Here is a 20,786-nt window from a genome sequence, read left to right as displayed (position 1 = left end):
GGTGTCAGAGCGGGGCGTTGCCCAAACGGAAAATGAAGTCATTGAGGGTCTGAAGAATTTCACGAGCTGGTGCGCAAAAAAGACATGTTACCGTGCGATCCCAGTGCGGCCGGGATCGTGAGAACGTTGCCCTTCTCTTCCGCACTGTCCCTGCACCGCCATCGCGCATAGCTGCCTGTTTTGCGTGCATCTCTTTTGACCAGACAGTCCACTTTTTTAGCGCTCAATTCATCAACCAACAGTTAACACATTAATAACACTGACAATTTAAAAATTGGCATCACCTTTGCAAAATCTTTCTCACGAGGCTGAACAGGAAATGCAGGATGCAGCGCCACGTCTGACTTTCACCCACATTGAGATGTAGAGAGGTTCGTGATGAAAATTGGCGTATTCGTCCCCATTGGCAACAACGGCTGGTTGATCTCCACGACGGCTCCGCAGTACATGCCGACCTTTGAGCTGAACAAAGCCATCGTACAGAAAGCCGAGCACTATCATTTCGACTTTGCGCTCTCGATGATCAAGCTGCGCGGCTTTGGCGGCAAAACTGAGTTCTGGGATCACAATCTGGAATCCTTCACCCTGATGGCAGGCCTTGCGGCGGTCACCTCACGTATCCAGATTTACGCTACCGCCGCCACGCTCACCCTGCCCCCGGCGATTGTCGCGCGCATGGCTTCTACAATTGATTCCATCTCCGGCGGTCGTTTTGGCGTCAACCTGGTCACCGGCTGGCAGAAGCCTGAGTATGACCAGATGGGGATCTGGCCGGGTGATGAATATTTCTCGCGCCGCTACGATTACCTCACCGAGTACGTACAGGTCCTGCGCGATCTGTGGGGCACGGGTAAAAGCGACTTCAAGGGCGACTACTTCACCATGAACGACTGTCGCGTCAGCCCGCAGCCATCAACGCCTATGAAGGTGATTTGCGCCGGACAGAGCGACGCGGGGATGGCGTTTTCCGCCCAGCACGCTGACTTTAATTTCTGCTTCGGCAAAGGCGTCAACACGCCAGCAGCCTTCACCCCCACCGCCGCACGCATGAAAGACGCTGCAGAAAAAACCGGTCGCGACGTGGGATCGTACGTCCTGTTTATGGTCATCGCCGATGAAACCGACGAGGCCGCACGCGCCAAATGGGAGCACTACAAGGCCGGGGCCGACGAAGACGCCCTGAGCTGGCTGACTGAACAGAGCCAAAAAGATACCCGCTCCGGCGCAGACACCAACGTGCGCCAGATGGCTGACCCAACGTCCGCCGTCAACATCAATATGGGTACGCTGGTCGGGTCTTATGCCAGCGTGGCGAAAATGCTCGATGAGGTTGCCAGCGTGCCGGGTGCCGAAGGCGTACTGCTGACCTTTGATGATTTCCTGACAGGCGTCGAGACCTTCGGCGAGCGCATTCAGCCGCTGATGCAATGCCGTTCGCACATTCCCGCCGTGACCCGGGAGGTGGCGTGATGACAACGTTACCCGCACGTCCGGAAGCCATTACCTTTGCGCCGCACCACAGCGCGCTGATTGTGGTCGATATGCAAAACGCCTATGCCAGCCAGGGCGGTTATCTGGATCTGGCAGGCTTTGACGTTTCGGCCACCCAACCGGTGATTGCGAACATCAAAACCGCCGTTGCCGCCGCACGCGCCGCAGGCATCCTGATCGTCTGGTTTCAGAACGGCTGGGACGACCAGTACGTCGAAGCGGGCGGCCCCGGATCGCCCAATTTTCATAAATCAAATGCGTTGAAAACCATGCGCAACTGCCCGGAACTGCAGGGCACCCTGCTGGCAAAAGGCGGCTGGGATTACCAACTGGTGGACGAACTTGTCCCGGAACCGGGAGACATCGTGCTACCCAAACCGCGCTACAGCGGCTTTTTCAACACACCGCTCGATAGCCTGCTGCGCAGCCGCGGCATTCGTCATCTGATTTTTACCGGGATCGCCACTAACGTCTGCGTGGAATCCACGCTGCGCGACGGCTTTTTCCTTGAATATTTTGGCGTGGTGCTGGAGGACGCAACGCATCAGGCCGGGCCGGAGTTTGCGCAGAAAGCCGCGCTATTCAATATCGAAACCTTCTTTGGCTGGGTCAGCACTGTCGCCGATTTTTGCGATGCCGTCTCGCCACCGTCGTTAGCCCGCATCGCCTGAGGAGCAACACTATGCCGAAATCCGTGATTATTCCCGCTGGCACCAGCACGCCCATCGCTCCGTTTGTGCCGGGCACCCTTGCCGACGGCGTGGTGTACGTGTCCGGCACACTGCCGTTCGATGAGTTTAACAATGTGGTCTATCCGAATGACCCAAAGGCGCAAACCCGCCACGTGCTCGAGACTATCAGGCGCGTTATCGAGACGGCGGGTGGCACGATGGAGGACGTGACCTTCAACAGCATCTTTATCACCGACTGGAAAAACTACGCCGCGATTAATGAAATCTACGCGGAGTTTTTCCCCGGCGAAAAACCGGCGCGATTTTGCATCCAGTGCGGGCTGGTGAAGCCAGAGGCGTTGGTTGAAATCGCCAGCGTTGCACACATCGCCAAGTGAGGCTGCCATGAAAATATCCGTTTCGCCGCCCCCCTTCGCCGACGCGCCCGTGGTGGTGCTGATTGCCGGATTGGGGGGAAGCGGCAGCTACTGGTTGCCACAGCTCGCCGCGCTGGAGCAAGAATATCAGGTGGTGTGTTACGACCAGCGCGGCACCGGCAATAACGCCGGGGAGCTCCCCCACGGATACACGTTGGGAAATATGGCCGACGAGCTGTATCAGGCTCTGACTGACGCGGGTCTCCCGCGATTCGCCGTGATCGGTCACGCGCTGGGGGCATTGGTCGGATTGCAGCTGGCTATTGAGCATCCCGGCGCCGTTCGCGCGCTGGTGTGCGTAAACGGCTGGCTGTCGCTAAACGCCCATACCCGGCGCTGTTTCCAGATACGCGAACGCCTGCTCCATGCAGGTGGCGCGCAGGCCTGGGTCGAAGCCCAGCCGCTGTTTCTTTATCCGGCAGACTGGATGGCGGCGCGCGCCCCGCGCATGGAGGCCGAAGAGGCGCTGGCGCTGGCGCATTTTCAGGGCATCAACAATCTCCAGCGCAGGCTGCAGGCCCTGAAGCAAGCGGATTTTCGTGCTCAGGCGAAGCACGTCCGGTGTCCGGTGCAGATTATCTGCTCCGCTGACGATCTGCTGGTGCCCGCCGTCTGCTCATCTGAGCTCCACGCCGCCTTACCCGGCAGCCATAAGACAGTCATGCGTCAGGGCGGACACGCCTGCAACGTCACCGACCCCGATACGTTTAACACGCTGTTACTCAACGGGCTGGCCAGCCTGATGCACAACCCAGAACCGGTTTTTAAGGAGTCACGATGAGCGAAGCCATCACCCCGACGGCAATCAAAACGCTGTTTACCGAAGCCAGAACGCACAACGGCTGGCAAGAAACACCCGTTACTGACGAGACGCTGCGCGAGATTTACGACCTGATGAAGTGGGGTCCCACCTCCGCCAACTGTTCCCCCGCCCGGATAGTGTTTGTCCGCACGCCCGAGGGCAAAGAGAAGCTGCGTTCGTCGCTCTCAAGCGGCAACCTGGAGAAAACGCTGGCGGCACCTGTCACCGCCATCATTGCCTGGGACAGTGAGTTTTACGAGCGTCTGCCGGAGCTGTTCCCGCACGGCGATGCGCGCAGCTGGTTTACCTCAAGCCCGGCGCTTGCCGAAGAGACCGCCTTTCGCAACAGCGCCATGCAGGCGGCGTATCTGATTTTTGCCTGTCGGGCGCTGGGGCTGGATACCGGCCCAATGTCCGGCTTCGATCGGCAAAAACTGGACGAGGCCTTTTTCATGGGCACCACGCTGAAAAGCAATCTGTTGATCAACATTGGCTACGGCGACGTCAGCAAACTGTATGGCCGCCTGCCGCGGCTGTGCTTTGAAGACGCCTGCGGGCTGGTATAAGGAGCGAACATGAGCACTCTGGACGTACAAACCTTTCGCGATGCGATGGCCTGCGTGGGCGCAGCGGTCAATATCATTACCACCGACGGGCCTGCCGGGCAGGCCGGTTTTACCGCCAGCGCCGTGTGCAGCGTGACCGATTCGCCCCCAACTCTGCTGGTGTGTTTGAACCGTGGGGCCTCCGTCTGGCCGACGTTTACTGAAAACCGCACCCTGTGCGTGAACACGCTTAACGCCGGACAAGAGCCGCTTTCCACTCTGTTTGGCGGCAAAACGCCGATGGCCGACCGTTTCGCGGCCGCACGCTGGCAAACTGGCGAAACAGGCTGTCCGAAACTGGAAGATGCGCTGGCCTCGTTCGACTGCCGCATCAGCCAGGTGGTGAGCGTCGGTACGCACGATATTCTTTTTTGCACCATCGAATCCATTACCCGCCACCCTGCGCCGCAAGGCCTGGTGTGGTTTGATCGCGGCTACCACGCGCTTTTGCGACCCGCCTGTTAACCCTCCTTAAGGAGATAGCTCATGGCAATGTTCGGTTTTCCCCACTGGCAGTTGAAATCGACCTCTACTGAACACGGCGTGGTCGCGCCGGATGAACGGCTTCCCTTCGCCCAAACCGCCGTCATGGGGGTGCAGCACGCGGTCGCCATGTTTGGCGCGACCGTGCTGATGCCCATTTTGATGGGGCTGGATCCTAACCTGTCGATTCTGATGTCGGGCGTCGGCACGCTGCTGTTCTTCCTGATAACCGGCGGGCGGGTGCCGAGCTATCTGGGGTCCAGCGCCGCCTTTGTGGGAGTGGTGATTGCCGCAACGGGCTTTAGCGGCCAGGGCATCAACCCCAATATTAGCGTGGCGCTCGGGGGAATTATCGCCTGTGGGTTGATTTATACCCTTATCGGGCTGGTGGTGATGAAGGCCGGTACCCGCTGGATAGAACGGTTAATGCCGCCGGTGGTGACGGGCGCGGTGGTGATGGCGATTGGTCTGAACCTCGCTCCGATTGCGGTGAAAGGCGTTTCGGGTTCATCGTTCGACAGCTGGATGGCGGTGATGACGGTGCTCTGCATCGGGCTGGTCGCCGTCTTTACGCGCGGAATGATCCAGCGTTTGCTGATTCTGGTAGGGCTGATCGTGGCCTGTCTGGTCTATGCGTTAGTGACCAGCATATTTGCCGTAGGAACGCCGGTGGATTTTACGCTGATGCAAAACGCCGCCTGGTTTGGCCTGCCGCATTTCACTTCACCGACCTTTAACGGGCAGGCGATGATGCTCATCGCCCCGGTAGCAGTGATTCTGGTCGCGGAAAATTTAGGCCACCTGAAGGCAGTCGCAGGGATGACCGGACGCAATATGGACCCGTACATGGGCCGCGCGTTCGTCGGCGACGGGCTGGCCACCCTGCTTTCAGGCTCGGTCGGCGGCAGCGGTGTGACGACCTACGCGGAGAACATCGGCGTGATGGCCGTGACCAAGGTTTACTCTACGCTGGTGTTTGTCGCAGCGGCGGTGATAGCGCTCCTGCTCGGCTTCTCGCCAAAATTCGGCGCGCTGATCCACACCATTCCCGCCCCGGTCATCGGCGGCGCATCGATTGTGGTGTTTGGCCTGATTGCCGTTGCCGGAGCGCGTATATGGGTACAGCATCATGTCGATCTCAGCCAGAACGGCAATTTGATTATGGTCGCCGTCACGCTGGTTCTGGGCGCGGGTGATTTCGCGCTCACCCTCGGCGGCTTCACGCTGGGTGGGATCGGCACGGCCACCTTCGGCGCAATCCTGCTAAATGCGTTGTTGAGTCGCCGAAAGGCAGTCGTACCGCAGACAGACGCAGTTCATCAGGATTCTTGATTAGCAGTGGCGCTGTCGGCTTCCGCCAGCGCCCTTTTCTTTCTTTTCAGCTTTAACTCACTGACCAGCACGCCCAGGATAATAAAAGCCGCACCGAGCAGCGCCAGCAGCGGCAGGCGTTCGCCGGCAAGACGGCCAAAAATCCCTGCCCATACCGGTTCGCCAGTATAGATAACCGTCGCGCGCGTGGGCGATACGCTTCGCTGTGCCCAGTTCATCGTGACCTGAATAATCGCGCTGAAAATGCCCAGCCCCAGCGCGACAATAATTAACCCCGGCGACATCGACGGGACAGATTCCCCTGCCGGCACCATCGCGATAAACGCCACCAGCGACGCCGTCGCCAGTTGCACGACCGTGACGCGCTTGACGTCCACCTTGCCAGCCCAGGCGCTGATCAGAATGATTTCCGCCGCAATCGCCACCGCGCCAATCAGGGTAATGATTTCGCCTGGCCCCATCACCAGCAGGCTGTCGCCCGGTCCGGCGAGCAGGATCAGCCCAATAAACGCCAGCACAATACCGATACAGGACATCAGCCCAGGCATTCTGCCCAGACATAACCACTGCAACAACGGAACCAGCGGAACATACATCGCGGTGATGAATGCCGATTTACTGCTGGGGATGGTCTGGAGGCCCCAGGTTTGCAGGCTGTAACCCATCGCAATCGAAATACCGATCACCACACCGGCTTTTAGCTCGATTAACGTCAGCCCGCGCAAGGTTTTCAGCGAGATCAGCGCGACCGCAATGGCTGCCGTCGCAAACCGCAGACCGACAAAGAAAAACGGGTCACTCAGCGTTACCGCATACTGCACCGCGAGGAAAGTGCCACCCCAGAACATGGTGATTAAAATCAGGATCGCTTCCTGAGGTTTGATAGAAAAGGCGTAACGAGAGAGGGACATCAGGCACCAGCAGCAAGGAGTAATGGCAAGAATTAATCCTGTAGTGTGCGTTCCCTTGGATTTTTGTTCAACGTTGCGGCAATAAAAAAAACCGCCGGGAGACCCGGCGGCAGGGGGAGATTTCAGGTTATCGGACGCTGAAATGAGGAGATAACGTGCTAACTTTTGTTACTCCCATGGCTGTTTTTACCCCCTTTTTTGCCAGCTTCGGATGCGCGTTGAGGATCGTTTTTGAAGTTCCCCCCGCTCTGCTGGCCACCTTTACGACCTGCTTCTGATGCTCTGTCACGGTCTTCGGCGAAATTACCTGACCCACCACGATGGTTTGCCATCTCTAACCTCCAGAGTGTAAACATTAGACATCATACTGCATTCAGTAAAAGAGAATTCTTTCACCTGGCGACGTCAGGCGAGCACCTTCTCTGCTGTCTGCGCCGCGTGAAGGTAAGCTTAGTGGAATGCACCGAGCCAGCCAGTGAACGGTAATATTCTGCAACATGATATCAACCATACGGGTGAGATTTCAGGGGCAACATCCATAAGCTTCTCTTATCATTCATAAAAGACGATCCCGCAAAAATGTTTCATTTTGCTACAAAGAAAAATCTTAAATATATTGTTATAAATCAAAGAAATGGCTTTCAGATTTGCAGTCTGCCCGTGACGTCATATCTTTAAGTGAACGCAGCGATTCGCTGTACGCAACCCTAAACGAGGAGTAGTGCAAGATGGCTAAAGTTCTGGTGCTCTATTATTCCATGTACGGACACATCGAAACCATGGCTCACGCCATTGCGGAAGGTGCGAATAAAGTTGATGGCGTTGAGGTGGTGATTAAGCGCGTTCCGGAAACCATGAATGCAGAAGCGTTCCTGAAAGCCGGCGGTAAAACGCAGAATGCGCCGCAAGCGACGCCGCAAGAGCTGGCTGACTATGATGCGATTATTTTTGGTACGCCAACACGTTTCGGCAATATGTCCGGGCAAATGCGCACGTTCCTCGATCAAACCGGCGGCCTGTGGGCCTCGGGCGCGCTGTACGGCAAACTCGCCAGCGTATTTAGCTCAACCGGAACCGGTGGCGGTCAGGAACAGACCATCACTTCAACCTGGACGACGCTTGCGCATCACGGCATGGTGATTGTGCCGATTGGCTATGGGGCGCAGGAGTTGTTTGATGTTTCAGCGGTTCGCGGCGGCACGCCTTACGGCGCCACGACGATTGCCGGCGGTGACGGTTCGCGTCAGCCAAGCCAGGAAGAGCTGGCTATTGCGCGTTTCCAGGGTGAACACGTCGCGGGTCTCGCCAAAAAACTGAACGGTTAACCCCAACAGGAGGACATGCATGCCAACTCAACAATCTAAAGCTCATCACGTCGGTGAGTGGGCAAGTCTACGGAATACCTCTCCAGAAATTGCTGAGGCCATCTTTGAAGTTGCGGAATACGACGAAAAGCTGGCGGAGAAAATTTGGGAAGAAGGTAACGATGAAGTGCTGGTGCGCGCCTTCGAAAAAACTGACAAAGACTCGCTGTTCTGGGGCGAGCAAACCATCGAACGTAAAAACGTCTGATCGTTCCCCCCGCCTGGACGGGGGGTTTACCTCTTATTTTGCCGCGTCGTTCATCAGCGTATTAAATTGATCAATTGGACAGAAGCCATTGGCATCGATTGGGCACCCTTTCAGCTCAAGCGTCACGCGCTGAGCCGGTGATTTCAGGGACAGCACATCGGCGTTACGTAACTGCTCCGAGCTTTGATACACATACTCAATTTTCATCAGTTCGCGATTCGCGTTCTTGTCATGCCAGCGCTGGAAGACAATTTTCCCGCCAATCGGCGTGCGCTCGTGCTGGTCGTGAAGTTGATACGGTTTGAAGTCCAGCGCGGTAAGCAGCGAAGCGATATTCGAATCATGCCCGACCAGCACGGTAATTTTGGGGGCTTTTGCCTGATCGGTCACCAGGGCGTTATCGATGTATTTTACCAGCGGTTTAGCGACGTTACGCGCCACCTCAGTGGAGGTGAACAACGAATCCTGATAGCCATTTTTCAGCTGTGACAACACGCGCCACTGCTGATCGGTTTTGATTTCTCCCCAGGCCACCTGGTCCAGCGGGAATCCTTCGTAATATTGCAGGGTAAAAGCATCCACCAGCGAATTGCCGACTTTCAGCGGGCCAGATACACCCGGCTCTTTTTCATACTCGGCGCTAAAGGTGTCTTTCGCTTCAGTCAGAGAGCAGACTTTTTTCTCTTTGCAGGACGGAGAATCGGCATAATTCGTCATCTTCTCCAGCAGCTTGTAGCTTTCATCAAGCTTCATGCCCTGACGCTCTGCCTCCATCGCTTTTAACGCTTTCTCACGGAATTCAGGTGAGTTATCGGTAATTACCGGGTTAAAGGTCGGGTCCATGGTGCCCATTTTGTCCTGATGATGGACCGGGACATCACAGCCAGGGAACGCGCCGGTGATAAAGAATTGCGCAGTAGCAACGGTGCGTTGCAGGCTGTTGGCATAGGTATACACCGCGTTGGCCGGTGGACATTCTCCCGATGTCACCATTCCCTGCTCTGCGAGCCATTCACGCATGTAATGGCCCATATACACTTCAAGCACGCCGCCCTTGGTGGTTAGCTGTCCGCCCGGCACTTCCCATTCCGGCCATTTGTTGGGCGTTGACTGTTCAAGAACGCTGCCGTTATTGGCCAGCGGTGCGCGCAGATTGTGGCGGCTCATGATCAAGACCTGCTGTAGCTGATAGCCTTCCGGGGCAGCTTGCGCCTGTACACCAGAAGTCATCATCACCGATCCTGCCACTGCGATTGCCAGTAGTGCTTTTCTCATCCCTACTTCCTCACGTCTTGTTATGGTCGAATTGAGTGTGACAGATTTATGACATATTTCCGGGAACCATTTCTCAAACTGATAGATAACTCTTTTTACGGCAGCGTAAAATGGTTTTATAATAAAACTATAAATTAAGGAGCCACCGTGAAACGCACCCGTCTTGAAGAAAGCACCTGCCCCGTCGCACGCTCGCTGGACATCATCGGCGACTGGTGGTCGTTACTGATTGTCCGCGACGCCTTGCGCGGTCTTAAACGCTTCGGCGAATTCCAGAAAAGCCTCGGGATTGCCAAAAATATGCTCGCCTCCCGTCTCAAAAAGCTGGTTGAAGAAGGGATCCTCGTTCTGCAACCCGCCTCCGACGGCAGCGCCTGGCAGGAATATGTCCTGACTGAAAAAGGCCGCGCTCTGCAAACCGTGCTGGTTGCGCTGTCGCAATGGGGAAATGATTTCCTGTTTGCTGACAATGAGTTTGGCAGCGTTCTGGTGGATGCGCAAAATCGCAAACCGCTGCGCAGGCTGACGCTCGTATCACACGATGGGCGTGAACTGTCCCCCGAAGATGTTGTGCCGAAACGGCCTTAATCGCATACTTTCAAAGCGTTAGTTTAACCTCGAAATGCAGAAGCAAAATATCGCGCACAAATTGGTTGCATAATAAAACCATTTAGCACAAAGTTTATTTGGTTTCATATTAAAACCAATTAACCCCCTTTGCTTTGAGGCTACACATCATGACGACCGAACACGCAACCGCATTGATTACAGGCGCTTCATCCGGGATTGGCGCCGTTTACGCCGATCGTCTTGCCGCTCGCGGCTATGATTTAGTGTTGGTCGCCCGCCGTGAATCACGGCTACAGACGCTGGCAGCCCAGCTGCGCGATCGCTATCGCGTTTCGGTCGAAATTCTGGCCGCGGATCTGACCGAAGACGCAGGCATCCGCGCGGTAGAAGAAGTCCTTAAAAACAACGTGGCGATCGACACGCTCATCAACAACGCAGGAACTGCGCAGATGGCCCCGTTCCTGGCAGGCGACATTGCACAACATCAGACGATCAACACGCTCAACACCACCGCGCTGATGCGTCTGACTTACGCCATTTTGCCGCGCCTGGCACAAAACAATCGCGGTACGATCGTTAACATTGCGTCGGTGTTGTCTCTGCACGCCCGAGCGGGCAGCGCGCTTTATAGCGCCACGAAAGCCTGGGTTCTGAATTTCACCCGCGGTTTGCAGGAAGAGTTTGCCGAAAGCGCGATCCGCATTCAGGCCGTGTTACCCGCAGCCACCGCGACGGAGATCTGGGAAATTTCCGGTGTGTCAATGAACGATCTGCCGGAAGGTTCGGTCATGACGACGGACAATATGGTCGATGCGGCCCTTGCCGGGTTGGATCAGGGCGAGCGGATAACGATCCCGCCTCTGCATGATGTGCAGCTCTGGGAACGTTATGAACAGGCTCGCCTGGAACTGTTTAGCAGTGCCCGTACCGGCGAACCTGCACCACGTTATTTCAAACGCTAATTAGCGCTCCAGCTGGCCGCCGTATTCCTGCATCCACGCGGCCAGCGGCGAAAGTGCGCCTTGAAGCGTGAGCCCCAGCGGCGTGATTTGATATTCCACACGCGGCGGAATTTCGGGGAAAATCGTGCGTGATACCAGCCCGCGCTGTTCAAATAAACGCAGCTGTTTGGTCAGCTCTTTTTGCGTGATCGGAGCTGCCGCGCGCAGCAGCTCGCCAAATCGCACGGGTGTGTTGAGCATAATCAGTCGGTAAATAATCGGGATCGCCCATTTTCCTGAGATCAGGCTGACGAACTGCGTCATCGGGCAGGATTCGGTCGCATATTTTTTTTCACAGCATAGTTCGCGTGTTTCCGCCATAGCACACCGTTCGCCTCGTTAGTATCCAAATGGTACCTGGTTTCTTTTGGATACTAACGTTTCTATAGTGCTTTCTCCAGTGACATTTCAGGAGAACAGCATGAGTCGTTTAGCAGGTAAATATACCCTGATTACCGGTGGTACCACCGGTATCGGGCTGGCGACAGCGCAGGAGTTCATCGCCGAGGGCGCACACGTTGCGGTAACAGGACGTAACCCGGAAACCCTCGCCGAGGCGAAGCGAATTTTGGGTGATAGCGCCTGGGTGATCCCTGCTGATGCCGGTGACATTTCGGCGCAAAAGCAGCTGGCAGAAACGATAGCCACACGCTGGCCACGGCTGGATGCGGTATTTATTAACGCCGGAGATGTGACGCACGGACGCATCGAAGAGTGGCGTGAGGAGGCCTGGGATCGCCTGATGGGCATCAACCTTAAAGGCCCGTTCTTTTTGATTCAGGCGCTGCTCCCGCTGTTGAATAATCCTTCATCCGTTATCCTTTGCGGGTCCGTCAGTGCGCGAATCGGGCTGCCTGCCAGTAGCGTTTATGCGGCAAGCAAAGCCGGTTTATTGTCACTTGCTCGCACGCTGTCTGCGGAACTGTTACCGCGCGGAATTCGCGTCAACGGCTTAAGCCCTGGTCCGGTTGAAACGCCGGCGATGAACAAGCTTGGGCTGGATGAGGATGCGCAAAAAGCCATGAAGGCTGAGATCATCAATCTGGTTCCGCTGGGTCGAATGGGGACACCTGGCGAGCTGGCAAAGGCCGCGCTGTATCTGGCATCCGATGAATCGAGTTATACGGTGGGCACAGACCTGCTGGTCGATGGCGGTACGGGGAGCCTGTAGTCAAACAGGGGAGCGATGCTCCCCTTTTCCATTATTGCGGTCAATAACAGCACGTCAGGGTATTAGCCAAACAGCGGCAGTTTATACATGCGGAAGCACGTGATGTTATAGCGATAGATGCCCACATTGCCCGCTGGGGTGTTGTTAATGTTCCGGTACAGGCCAGAACCGATCGTGAAATCTTGCAGTACCACGCCGTCGGCATTCATTTCACGAAGCGGCAGCCGCCCTTCCACGTCACCATTTCCAGATTCAAAAGCCAAATCGCTATAACCCGGATCGCAGGTTAACGGCAGTCCGTTGCTGTCGAACAGCGCACCGCCGTAGCTGACAACAATGTTCCCGTTAGCCATTTCCTGCTTACAACCACACAGGCTGCTGTAACCTTCTGGGCCAGAGGCGTACTCAGCCAGCATCTGTACCGTCATAGTATTCAGATTAATGCGGTAGTGGCCAATTCGGCTCTCATTGTCCTGTGGCAACACGCTGTTGGCGTCAGACCGCGAGCGATAATTGCTGTTATTGAACAGCGAAATATCAATGATGCCCGGTGTCGCATTGGGGATTTCCAGCACGTTGTGTTGGCCCCAGTTCCAGAACACAGCATCCGCTTCTTGCGCCTGTTGAGGATCGGTAAGGTCGTATGGCGTGCCGTCGGCTCTCAACGGCGTCAGAAGATAACGACTCAGCTCATCAGGCCAGTCGCTGTGAGTTCCCATGATGAAGCTCAGGTCGTAGGTCCCCACTTTCAGGCCAAAAACGACACTCTGATTCCGACCAGAGGTGATCAACATATTATTCGTTTCGTTAATATACGCCTGATTAATGTGCAGCCAGTCAAGCGTGCCACCGGCCGTGTCCGGTGGGTTGGATGGCCGTTCTGCGCGACTCAACCCCAAAACCTGCACCATATCGTAGTAATCAATCTCCTCGCCGGTTTCGAGACTGATGATTGATACGCCATCCTCAATGCTTAATCCGCCGTCTGGCCGCGTACCCGGCATATATTCCGACGCAGCAACCAAACAGTTGTTCACGCCCTTATAGGCGTATGCGGAAGACTGCTGATACAACGAGTGATGAAAGGCATTATCAAGATCGTACATAGCGTGAACGCGACCCACCATGTCGAATTCATACATCTTCAGATAACCGCTCTGGGCAACGGCGGAAGAGACGAAATGCCCATTCGCCAGGCGCAGTAAATTATTCGACGGCATCGATTTCACCGTATACCAGCGCACATTGCCTTTGTTATCCAGCGCAAGATTATTACGATCAAAATACGAGATAAAATAGAGGCCGTCGGCCAGGAGTGATTCATCGGCGGCCAGCGAATTAACCGTAATCTGCGGGAATAAATTATAGTTGGCGGGATCGGTGGGGTCGCTGACGTCGGCATCGGTGGGCGGCAAAGGGGCCGTTTCAATTAACGGTAAAAGCGTTGAGCCAGACGCGGATACCACCGTGACCTTATTTTGAATGCCCGGCAGTAATCCGGCGGCGGGAATTAAATTTGCGCCAGCTACAACGGGCTGAGTAAACGTCATAACGGGAAAGTTACCATTAACGTCAGATACGCTAATCGTTGCCGTATCGCTGGCGTCAGACCATATGCCAATATAAAAACTTAACGGTGAGGTCGTAAAGGGATCCAAAAAAACCAGGGCATTATCCTGAGTGTGCGAAGTCGTCACCTGTTCCATTAAAGCGCTATAAATCTGGTTATGGCTCACCACAATAGGATCGTCAGGATTAATGCCCTGAGCAATCGACGGACGGGGAGCAGGCGCTGCATTGATATAAGAGAGCGTCATAATTTATTTCCTTATTAATATATGATTTATGGAGATGGACGTATTAACCGGGTCTGAGATTTTTTTCACCGTCCCCGATTATATTCTGCCGCCAGATATTCCAGCAGATGCACGACATTACGCGGTGCGAGCCGGGTTAACTGAGGCCAAATAGGATGGCTGAAAAGATAGTCCTGAAACGCACGTGCGGGTTTGAGTGTTGCCTGACGGAATGACGACCGATTAATTTTCCCGGTGAGATGACAAACAGCGAGATTGTAATTTTTCTGCGAATAACAATTCCAGGTATCACGCCAGACAATATCCGACCTCACCGTCTCACTGCGCAGGCGTTGTTTTGTATCTAAGGATCCCTCCTCGTAGACAAAACTAATATTGCAGCGCTGCTGCGCAATATCTCTTCGGTTGGCCATTAAGCATGCCCCGTAAATAAAGCATTCATGCTCAAGCCAGTGATGAACCGAGAGCAAACGATGATGGGTTAATGCATGTACCAGTGCAAAATGGCGATAAGCGGCAAGCACCGGTTTGACAATTGTGCCTGGGTCGTTAGCTCGAACATTGGCAGGACCATACGCAATATCAAACAAAAAGGGTCGTCGACTAATGACTCTATCCTTATCAAAGACTTTTCTTACCAGAATGGGTGAGAAACCGCTTTCGGCAGGCATTGACGGATACCACCAGTCGGGGGAAATCCCGTTCTTAAGCGCCACGTAGTTGGTTGAAACCGCGATCACGCGACCTGTTTTATTGTCAGCCGTGGCAATAACGTAGAGGTTATTGTGACTGCCATTAAATTCTACCGTAAAAGTGATGGTCGAATATTCCCCGCTCAGCGTAACTGTCGGCAAATGAACTTGTTCAAATCTGGCTGAAAATGCCAGATGCGTAAAAACGCGACTTAATGTTTGGTTTTTCTCGCCTAATAGCTTGAAATCTCCCCCAGCGGCAATGCACTCTGTGAGGGGCTGAACCCCTGGATTATCCTTAATGGAGGTAGATTCATCCGTAAAAGAGATATTACAGGTGCTACAACGCCAGCGTTGCGCGCCAGCAGGTCCGCGCCCGTGACGAATTAACGCATCACCCTGCCCGCATGTCGGGCAATACACTAATATCTCTGGATAGGATTTATTACTTTGTTGATTAAAAGCGCTGAGTGCTGATGTTGAGATAATCGGAAAAATATCACCGCATTCCGGACATAATCCATTTTGTCCGATGAATTTATAGGGCACATGATTAGCCATACCAAAAAAGGAACACGCTACATTTTTGCAACAATTGACATGTTCCCATTGATTCATGAAATTTATTCTCTATTCACACAATGTATGACGAATATCTGACGGCGAATATCCTTCGTTGAGAAGAGACTTCATCATCAGCATATAAGGCTCGGTATATCTGAAAAAGGTCTGGTAACTGCTACAAAAATAATTGAGTTCAGCGACACCCCGTGAAGAATGAGATATACGATCTTTTGGACATCCCCCGTGGCACGCGAATTTGATGTCGCAGTTAATACATTCTGGTGCCACCGGTTGCTTGTTTTGCCCGAATAGCCGGTTGGCATCGCTGTCCAGCATTTCGCCAATGGTGCTGTGCTGTATATTACCCAATAAATTTGCTTTATTTACGAAATGGTCACATTGATAGAGATCACCATTTTGTTCAAGGGCAAAAGCGTTGCCGCACGTCGGTGAAAACACGCACGTCAGTGCCGGTAAACCACACCATGCGGCAAACGTGTGTTCAAAAAAAGGAATTTCTATGACCCCAATATCACGACGTATCCAGTGATAAAATATCGTTTTTAAAAAAATGCCAAAACTTGACGGCGTCACGCTGCGTTCATCTATTCCTTCGGCTGTGGTTTCCAGCAGGGGAATAAACTGCATATGATGACTGCCTAAACTTTTTAGATATTCATACACCCGGACGGGATATTGGCTGTTCAGGGCATTGACTACCGTCAGTGTATTAAACTGCACCTTGTATTTCTTGAGTAATTCGACCGCCTCTACAACGCGCTGATGGGTTGGTTTTCCTGAAACAGTTTTACGAAAAGCGTCATGCAGAAGCGCATCACCGTCTATTGAAATACCAATCAGAAAATTGTGCTGATGGAAGAAATGACACCAATCGTCATTGAGAAGGATCCCGTTGGTCTGAAAGGTGTTCAGGATCGTCTTACCCTGCGAGAATTGTTTTTGCAAGGTTACGGCGCGCTGGTAAAACGCTAAACCTGCCAGCGTGGGTTCACCGCCCTGCCAGGCGAAAATAACCTCATCCGTTTCCTGCGCAGCAATATGCTGGTGAATAAATTGTGTCAGTGTTGCATCGTCCATGCTGCGCGTTTTACGTTCTGGATAGAGCTGTGCCTTTTCAAGATAAAAACAGTAATCGCAGGCAAGATTGCATATTGCACCGGTAGGTTTGACCATGACATGGCAACTTTTCATTTTAACTCCTTCGTATTATGGCCTTGTAAAATTAATCGCAAGGCCATGAAAATCCTTTAGTTCCAGTCTACCGGTGTAGGTTTATCGCCCCTGGCTTTCATGAGTGAATCATTTTCAATACTGGACTGATAGCGTTCTAACGCAGCCACCATTTTTTGCTCCAGCACGGGTTGTTTGCCGAGCTGATTCATTGTCTCGCCGCGGTCCAGCTTAAGGTTATAGAGATATTTAGGTTTGCTATTACGATCAAAAATCATCTTCCAGTCGCCGTCGCGAATTGCCCACATATCCGTCGGATCATCCTGGAAAGGCATATCAATCGCGAATAACAAGGGTTGCTGACGATTCATCGTTTGTCCCTCAAGAACAGGGACAATCGATTCTCCATCAATAATACGGTCGGTCGGCAAATTAAAATGAGTCAGCTCCGCAATTGTCGGCAATATATCCAGGCCGCTCACAGGCGTGTCTGTTACCGTACCGGCTTGCAAATGGTGACCATATTTAATGATGGCGGGCACGCGTATTCCGCCCTCCCACAAATTATCTTTGCGGCCACGTAAGCCATCCGTTTCACCCGCCATATTGAGTTCATACCATTTACGCGCTTCACGCGTCACAGGGCCGTTGTCGCTGGTAAAGATAACAATCGTGTTGTCCTCCTGCCCCATTGATTTTATTTTGGCGAGGACTTTACCAACCTGTTCATCCATATAACTGATATTGGCATAGTATTCTCCCGGTCCGCGATAAGGCTTATCAGCCCAGTCGGCGTAAAACATATCGGGATGTTTTTTTTCATACTCACTCATATAGTTTTTATAGAGCTCAAGATATTTCTTCGGCGAAGCGAGCGGTGTATGTACCTCTGTGAAAGCCACATACATAAAGAAAGGGTTATTCTCTTTTTTATCGTTTAGCCAGTTAATAGCTTCCTGACTGACAAATTCGCCGCTAATTTGGTTAACAGTCCCCAGCGCTTTACCATTCCGATAAAAACCATTCGGGTACACCACGCCATTGCGAGGACGCTCTTTCGCTTTATCCAGATCGCTGGTGACAAAACCGGCAGCATTAACCAGCGTATGTTCAAAACCTGCATCTTCAGCCTGGGGCTGATCGTGGCGGTCAGCGCCAGCATTCAGGTGCCATTTCCCCATCATTGCCGTGTCGTAACCCTGATCTTTCAGGTAGCTGGCTATGGTCTTTTCGTTACGGCCCAGTGCGACATTTTTATTGGTCGGGATCCAGGATCGAATCCCCGTTCTGAACGGTGTGCGCCCGGTCAATAAACCTGCACGCGAAGGCGAACAGAGTGGCGCTGGGGCATAATATTGTGAAAACCTCACCCCTTCCTGCGCAAGTTTATCAATATTAGGGGTTTTCACGATCGGATGCCCATATACACCTAAATCCCCATAACCCAGGTCATCGGCCAAAATAATCACGACGTTAGGTTTATTTAATTGATTCCCAGACTGCTCTGCCGCCAGAGTATTTCCCATTCCCCCTGTCATGCCAATGACCGCGCTGACAAACACCGCTAAAGTTGTCTTTCTCATTATCGTTCCTTGTTATTTATTTAGAAATCGTAACCGAGCATATAAATCAACTGGTCGCCAAAACCGTCGTAACCTAACTTGTTATCGAAATAACGCCACGTGGCACTGGCTTTAAAGTGGGGATAAAATTTCCATGTTAAGGTCAACCCGCCATTAATGCCGTTTTTACTGTGTTGTTGTTCGGCGTAAGCATCATTGCGATCCAGCTCAAATTCATTCCAGTCGGAAAGCACCATTTTTTCGCCCCATAAATCGAAAAACCAGGCACTTGTCCAGCCGACGACATATCCATTCAGACCCGTGGCCTGACCATATTTGCTGGAGACATAATCATTTGAGAGATTATGCAATGCCACATAGGGCTTAAAAAAACCGGAGGGGCCGGACCAACCTAAATAGCCAAATCCATACATCATATTCAGTTCATCACCCCAGGTATTTTCAAACTGACCGTAGAGTTTCCCCATAAAACTGAAATCAGAATCGAATAACCGGATATGAGTCTGTGCAGAAAGCACATGATTGCGACCTTCAACGGCATGATTTAATACGTTACTTTCATAAAATGAGTAGAACTCCCCCTTATCAAATATCGCACCAAAATCCGCAGTTGCTTTCCAGACCTCTCCCCTGTGCGTATTTTCAAACCCCGTATTCCAGTTGGCATAACCCGCATTAATAGACCCATAAGAGGTCTTTAATTCCAGAGCATGCGCCTGGCCGGCAAATAAAATAGATATAGTCAGTAATGCTTTATTGAAATGTTGGTCTTTCATTATTATCCCTGCTCCATGCAGTATCCCAGATGAATATTGATTCCAGGCAACATAGTAATGAGAGACCCTCGGGACCAATGTGATGATTTTCACGCATTTTTTGTGACAAGGCGCGCCGTGCCAGGAGGTCACACAATGTGGGTTTATTTCGATGCTAACTTATTGATTTTCCGTAGCGCTCATCCACAATTTCATTTTTAGATCTGAGCTTTTCTCCGGTTGAACCGTTTTGTGTGTTAAATCTGCCGCCGTCGGGACTTTTCATCGTCATTTTGTGGCAAGCTTGCGAAAAGGTTAATTCAGCCACCCTTCGGTACTGCACAAACAGCGTCTACGCCGTCAGGCAAAAGAGTGGGACTGATTCTGACGATGACGCAATCGAGAGGTAAACGATGTATTCAAACGCTATCCAATTACAGGCCACTGAATCTCCTAGAAAATTTATCAATGTGGCCCCCGTGATGTTGAACGATGCAACGATGCTGGAACGCAAAAATAAGGTTCTGACACGAATGCAGAATGAAGGATATGACGCGCTCATCATCTATGCCGATAAAGAGCATGGGGGGAATTTCGAGTACCTGACGGGTTTTGTTCCACGCTTTGAAGAAGGTTTGCTGATAGTCAAAAAAACCGGTGAGGCGACACTGATTCTGGGGAACGAAAACCTCAAGATGGCGAACTATTCCCGCATTCAAGCCACCTTAAAACATTGCCCCCTTTTCTCTCTGCCTAACCAGCCGATGGACAACGAACGCCCCCTTGAAGATATTTTCATCGAAACAGGTCTTGATACGATATCCAAAATCGGTTTGGTCGGATGGAAGATGTTTACATCGGCAGCCGCGAATAATAAACACCTTTTCGACATCCCCTGGTTTATTGTCGACGCCGTGAAAAACTCTATTGCCTCAAGCGCGGTGCTGGAAAATGCCGCACATCTTTTCATTCGTGGCGATCGGGGTGCACGAATTACAAATAACGAAAATGAAATTGCGCACTATGAATATGGTGCCAATCTGGCCTCGAATTGTATGCTTGATGCGATGAATGCCGTCGAACCCGACCTGCGTGAAACTGATTTGGGGGCTCTGCTGGCCGCCGAGGGTCAATACCAGACGGTCATCACTATCGCTGCGACGGGGCAACGTTTTGAGAAAGCGAATTTTTACCCTTCCTATAAAACGCTGGAGCGTGGACAGCCGCTGTCGATGACAACCGGCTTTAAAGGTGGGCTTTCAAGCCGTACCGGGTTTGTTATCGCAGAGGAAAGCGAACTGCCCGGCAATCAAAAAGACTACCTTGATAGAGTCGCAAAACCTTATTTTGGTGCTGTCGCGTGCTGGCTTGAAAATATCAAAATAGGGATGCGCGGTGGCGAAATGTACGATCTCATTGAGAAGGTACTCAACAAAGAAAAATACGGCTGGCATTTGAATCCCGGTCATCTCAGCGCAGATGAAGAGTGGATGTCGTCCCCCATTTATAAAAATTCGGCTGAAACGCTCAAAAGCGGCATGATTATGCAAATTGATATTATCCCCTCCGTGCCGGGATATACGGGTGTGAGTGCCGAAGAAAGCATCGCCCTGGCAGATGAGGAGCTTGTGCAGAAAATCCAGCACGCCTATCCTGAATTATGGGCGCGAATCACGACTCGCCGCGAATACATCCGTCATGTTTTAAATATTCAGCTCACCGACGATGTCATTCCGCTGTCCAATACAGTGGCTTATCTTCGCCCGTTCCTGCTCGCGAAAAACAGGTCGTTCACATGTTAAATGAGGTAATGCTCTGAGATCCCCTCGCGGAAAAAGGATTTATGATGAGGCCTGCTGTTGA

The 20,786-nt window shown here is 52.6% G+C and carries 22 protein-coding genes; 13 read left to right on the top strand and 9 right to left on the bottom strand.

What is annotated here, in order from left to right:
- The first annotated feature begins 378 nt into the window (after positions 1-378).
- The 7 genes from rutA to rutG are packed head-to-tail and all read left to right on the top strand — an operon-like array spanning position 379 to position 5,821.
- Positions 379-1,470: a pyrimidine utilization protein A gene (gene rutA, locus I6L74_RS15965; RefSeq protein ID WP_059178369.1), complete on the top strand. Its 1,092-nt coding sequence runs from the start codon at positions 379-381 to the stop codon at positions 1,468-1,470.
- The gene (rutB, locus tag I6L74_RS15960) at positions 1,470-2,162 is read left to right on the top strand and encodes a pyrimidine utilization protein B (protein WP_059178370.1); all 693 of its coding nucleotides are present in this window, start codon (positions 1,470-1,472) and stop codon (positions 2,160-2,162) included. The genes rutA and rutB overlap by 1 nt, the downstream gene beginning before the upstream one ends.
- 11 nt (positions 2,163-2,173) lie before the next feature.
- Positions 2,174-2,560: a pyrimidine utilization protein C gene (rutC, locus tag I6L74_RS15955; protein ID WP_059178371.1), complete on the top strand. Its 387-nt coding sequence runs from the start codon at positions 2,174-2,176 to the stop codon at positions 2,558-2,560.
- A gap of 7 nt (positions 2,561-2,567) precedes the next feature.
- Positions 2,568-3,380: a pyrimidine utilization protein D gene (gene rutD, locus I6L74_RS15950; RefSeq protein ID WP_059178372.1), complete on the top strand. Its 813-nt coding sequence runs from the start codon at positions 2,568-2,570 to the stop codon at positions 3,378-3,380.
- Complete coding sequence (locus I6L74_RS15945; RefSeq protein WP_059178373.1) at positions 3,377-3,967, top strand: malonic semialdehyde reductase; 591 nt, start codon at positions 3,377-3,379, stop codon at positions 3,965-3,967. Before rutD ends, I6L74_RS15945 begins: the two co-directional genes overlap by 4 nt.
- A gap of 9 nt (positions 3,968-3,976) precedes the next feature.
- Positions 3,977-4,471, top strand: a complete 495-nt coding sequence (gene rutF, locus I6L74_RS15940) for an NADH-dependent FMN reductase RutF (protein WP_059178374.1) — start codon at positions 3,977-3,979, stop codon at positions 4,469-4,471.
- Positions 4,472-4,492: 21 nt separating this feature from the next.
- Entirely contained in the window at positions 4,493-5,821 is a 1,329-nt protein-coding gene (rutG, locus tag I6L74_RS15935) for a pyrimidine utilization transport protein G (RefSeq protein ID WP_059178375.1), read from the top strand.
- Here rutG and I6L74_RS15930 read toward each other — a convergent pair.
- Both I6L74_RS15930 and I6L74_RS15925 read right to left on the bottom strand, forming a co-directional pair.
- Complete coding sequence (locus I6L74_RS15930; protein ID WP_059178376.1) at positions 5,809-6,732, bottom strand: DMT family transporter; 924 nt, start codon at positions 6,730-6,732, stop codon at positions 5,809-5,811. The two genes, rutG and I6L74_RS15930, sit on opposite strands and share 13 nt — an antisense overlap.
- Before the next feature lie 158 nt (positions 6,733-6,890).
- Positions 6,891-7,064: a con-10 family general stress protein gene (locus tag I6L74_RS15925; protein WP_012016914.1), complete on the bottom strand. Its 174-nt coding sequence runs from the start codon at positions 7,062-7,064 to the stop codon at positions 6,891-6,893.
- Positions 7,065-7,460: 396 nt separating this feature from the next.
- On the opposite strand from I6L74_RS15925, the gene wrbA reads away from it, so the two are divergent.
- Positions 7,461-8,057: an NAD(P)H:quinone oxidoreductase gene (gene wrbA, locus I6L74_RS15920; RefSeq protein WP_059178377.1), complete on the top strand. Its 597-nt coding sequence runs from the start codon at positions 7,461-7,463 to the stop codon at positions 8,055-8,057.
- 19 nt (positions 8,058-8,076) lie between these two features.
- Positions 8,077-8,304 (top strand): YccJ family protein, encoded by a 228-nt coding sequence (locus I6L74_RS15915; RefSeq protein ID WP_012016912.1) that lies wholly within the window; start codon positions 8,077-8,079, stop codon positions 8,302-8,304.
- A gap of 33 nt (positions 8,305-8,337) precedes the next feature.
- Here the strand turns inward: I6L74_RS15915 and agp are convergent, their stop codons facing one another.
- Positions 8,338-9,579 (bottom strand): bifunctional glucose-1-phosphatase/inositol phosphatase, encoded by a 1,242-nt coding sequence (gene agp, locus I6L74_RS15910; protein ID WP_059178378.1) that lies wholly within the window; start codon positions 9,577-9,579, stop codon positions 8,338-8,340.
- 147 nt (positions 9,580-9,726) lie between these two features.
- Here agp and I6L74_RS15905 point away from each other — a divergent pair, with 147 nt between their 5' ends.
- Together I6L74_RS15905 and I6L74_RS15900 are read left to right on the top strand one after the other, a co-directional pair.
- Complete coding sequence (locus I6L74_RS15905) at positions 9,727-10,167, top strand: winged helix-turn-helix transcriptional regulator (protein WP_059178379.1); 441 nt, start codon at positions 9,727-9,729, stop codon at positions 10,165-10,167.
- A gap of 149 nt (positions 10,168-10,316) precedes the next feature.
- Entirely contained in the window at positions 10,317-11,111 is a 795-nt protein-coding gene (locus I6L74_RS15900) for an SDR family NAD(P)-dependent oxidoreductase (protein WP_059178380.1), read from the top strand.
- Here I6L74_RS15900 and I6L74_RS15895 read toward each other — a convergent pair whose 3' ends face one another.
- A complete protein-coding gene (locus tag I6L74_RS15895; protein ID WP_059178381.1) occupies positions 11,112-11,471 on the bottom strand; it encodes a winged helix-turn-helix transcriptional regulator in 360 nt (119 codons plus the stop codon).
- A gap of 100 nt (positions 11,472-11,571) precedes the next feature.
- Here I6L74_RS15895 and I6L74_RS15890 point away from each other — a divergent pair, with 100 nt between their 5' ends.
- Positions 11,572-12,321: an SDR family oxidoreductase gene (locus I6L74_RS15890; protein WP_059178382.1), complete on the top strand. Its 750-nt coding sequence runs from the start codon at positions 11,572-11,574 to the stop codon at positions 12,319-12,321.
- A 62-nt stretch (positions 12,322-12,383) separates the two neighbouring features.
- Here the strand turns inward: I6L74_RS15890 and I6L74_RS15885 are convergent, their stop codons facing one another.
- The 5 genes from I6L74_RS15885 to I6L74_RS15865 all read right to left on the bottom strand — a co-directional run bounded on the left by I6L74_RS15885 (position 12,384) and on the right by I6L74_RS15865 (position 18,944).
- Complete coding sequence (locus I6L74_RS15885) at positions 12,384-14,138, bottom strand: aryl-sulfate sulfotransferase (RefSeq protein WP_059178383.1); 1,755 nt, start codon at positions 14,136-14,138, stop codon at positions 12,384-12,386.
- Between the two features lie 65 nt (positions 14,139-14,203).
- A complete protein-coding gene (locus I6L74_RS15880) occupies positions 14,204-15,448 on the bottom strand; it encodes an IS1/IS1595 family N-terminal zinc-binding domain-containing protein (RefSeq protein ID WP_059178384.1) in 1,245 nt (414 codons plus the stop codon).
- 12 nt (positions 15,449-15,460) lie between these two features.
- Positions 15,461-16,606, bottom strand: coding sequence for an anaerobic sulfatase maturase (locus I6L74_RS15875; protein WP_059178385.1), 1,146 nt, complete (start codon positions 16,604-16,606; stop codon positions 15,461-15,463).
- A 56-nt stretch (positions 16,607-16,662) separates the two neighbouring features.
- Positions 16,663-18,123: a sulfatase family protein gene (locus tag I6L74_RS15870; protein WP_436970141.1), complete on the bottom strand. Its 1,461-nt coding sequence runs from the start codon at positions 18,121-18,123 to the stop codon at positions 16,663-16,665.
- Positions 18,124-18,188: 65 nt separating this feature from the next.
- Complete coding sequence (locus tag I6L74_RS15865) at positions 18,189-18,944, bottom strand: outer membrane protein OmpK (RefSeq protein ID WP_059178387.1); 756 nt, start codon at positions 18,942-18,944, stop codon at positions 18,189-18,191.
- A gap of 392 nt (positions 18,945-19,336) precedes the next feature.
- Here I6L74_RS15865 and I6L74_RS15860 point away from each other — a divergent pair, with 392 nt between their 5' ends.
- On the top strand, positions 19,337-20,725 hold the full coding sequence (locus I6L74_RS15860; RefSeq protein ID WP_059178388.1) for a M24 family metallopeptidase: 1,389 nt from the start codon (positions 19,337-19,339) through the stop codon (positions 20,723-20,725).
- Positions 20,726-20,786: the final 61 nt, after the last annotated feature.

Source organism: Lelliottia amnigena, assembly GCF_019047465.1.
Taxonomy (GTDB): Bacteria; Pseudomonadota; Gammaproteobacteria; order Enterobacterales; family Enterobacteriaceae; genus Enterobacter; species Enterobacter amnigenus.
Note: the sequence above shows the minus strand (reverse complement) of the source record. Positions and strands in the feature narration are given on the sequence as shown.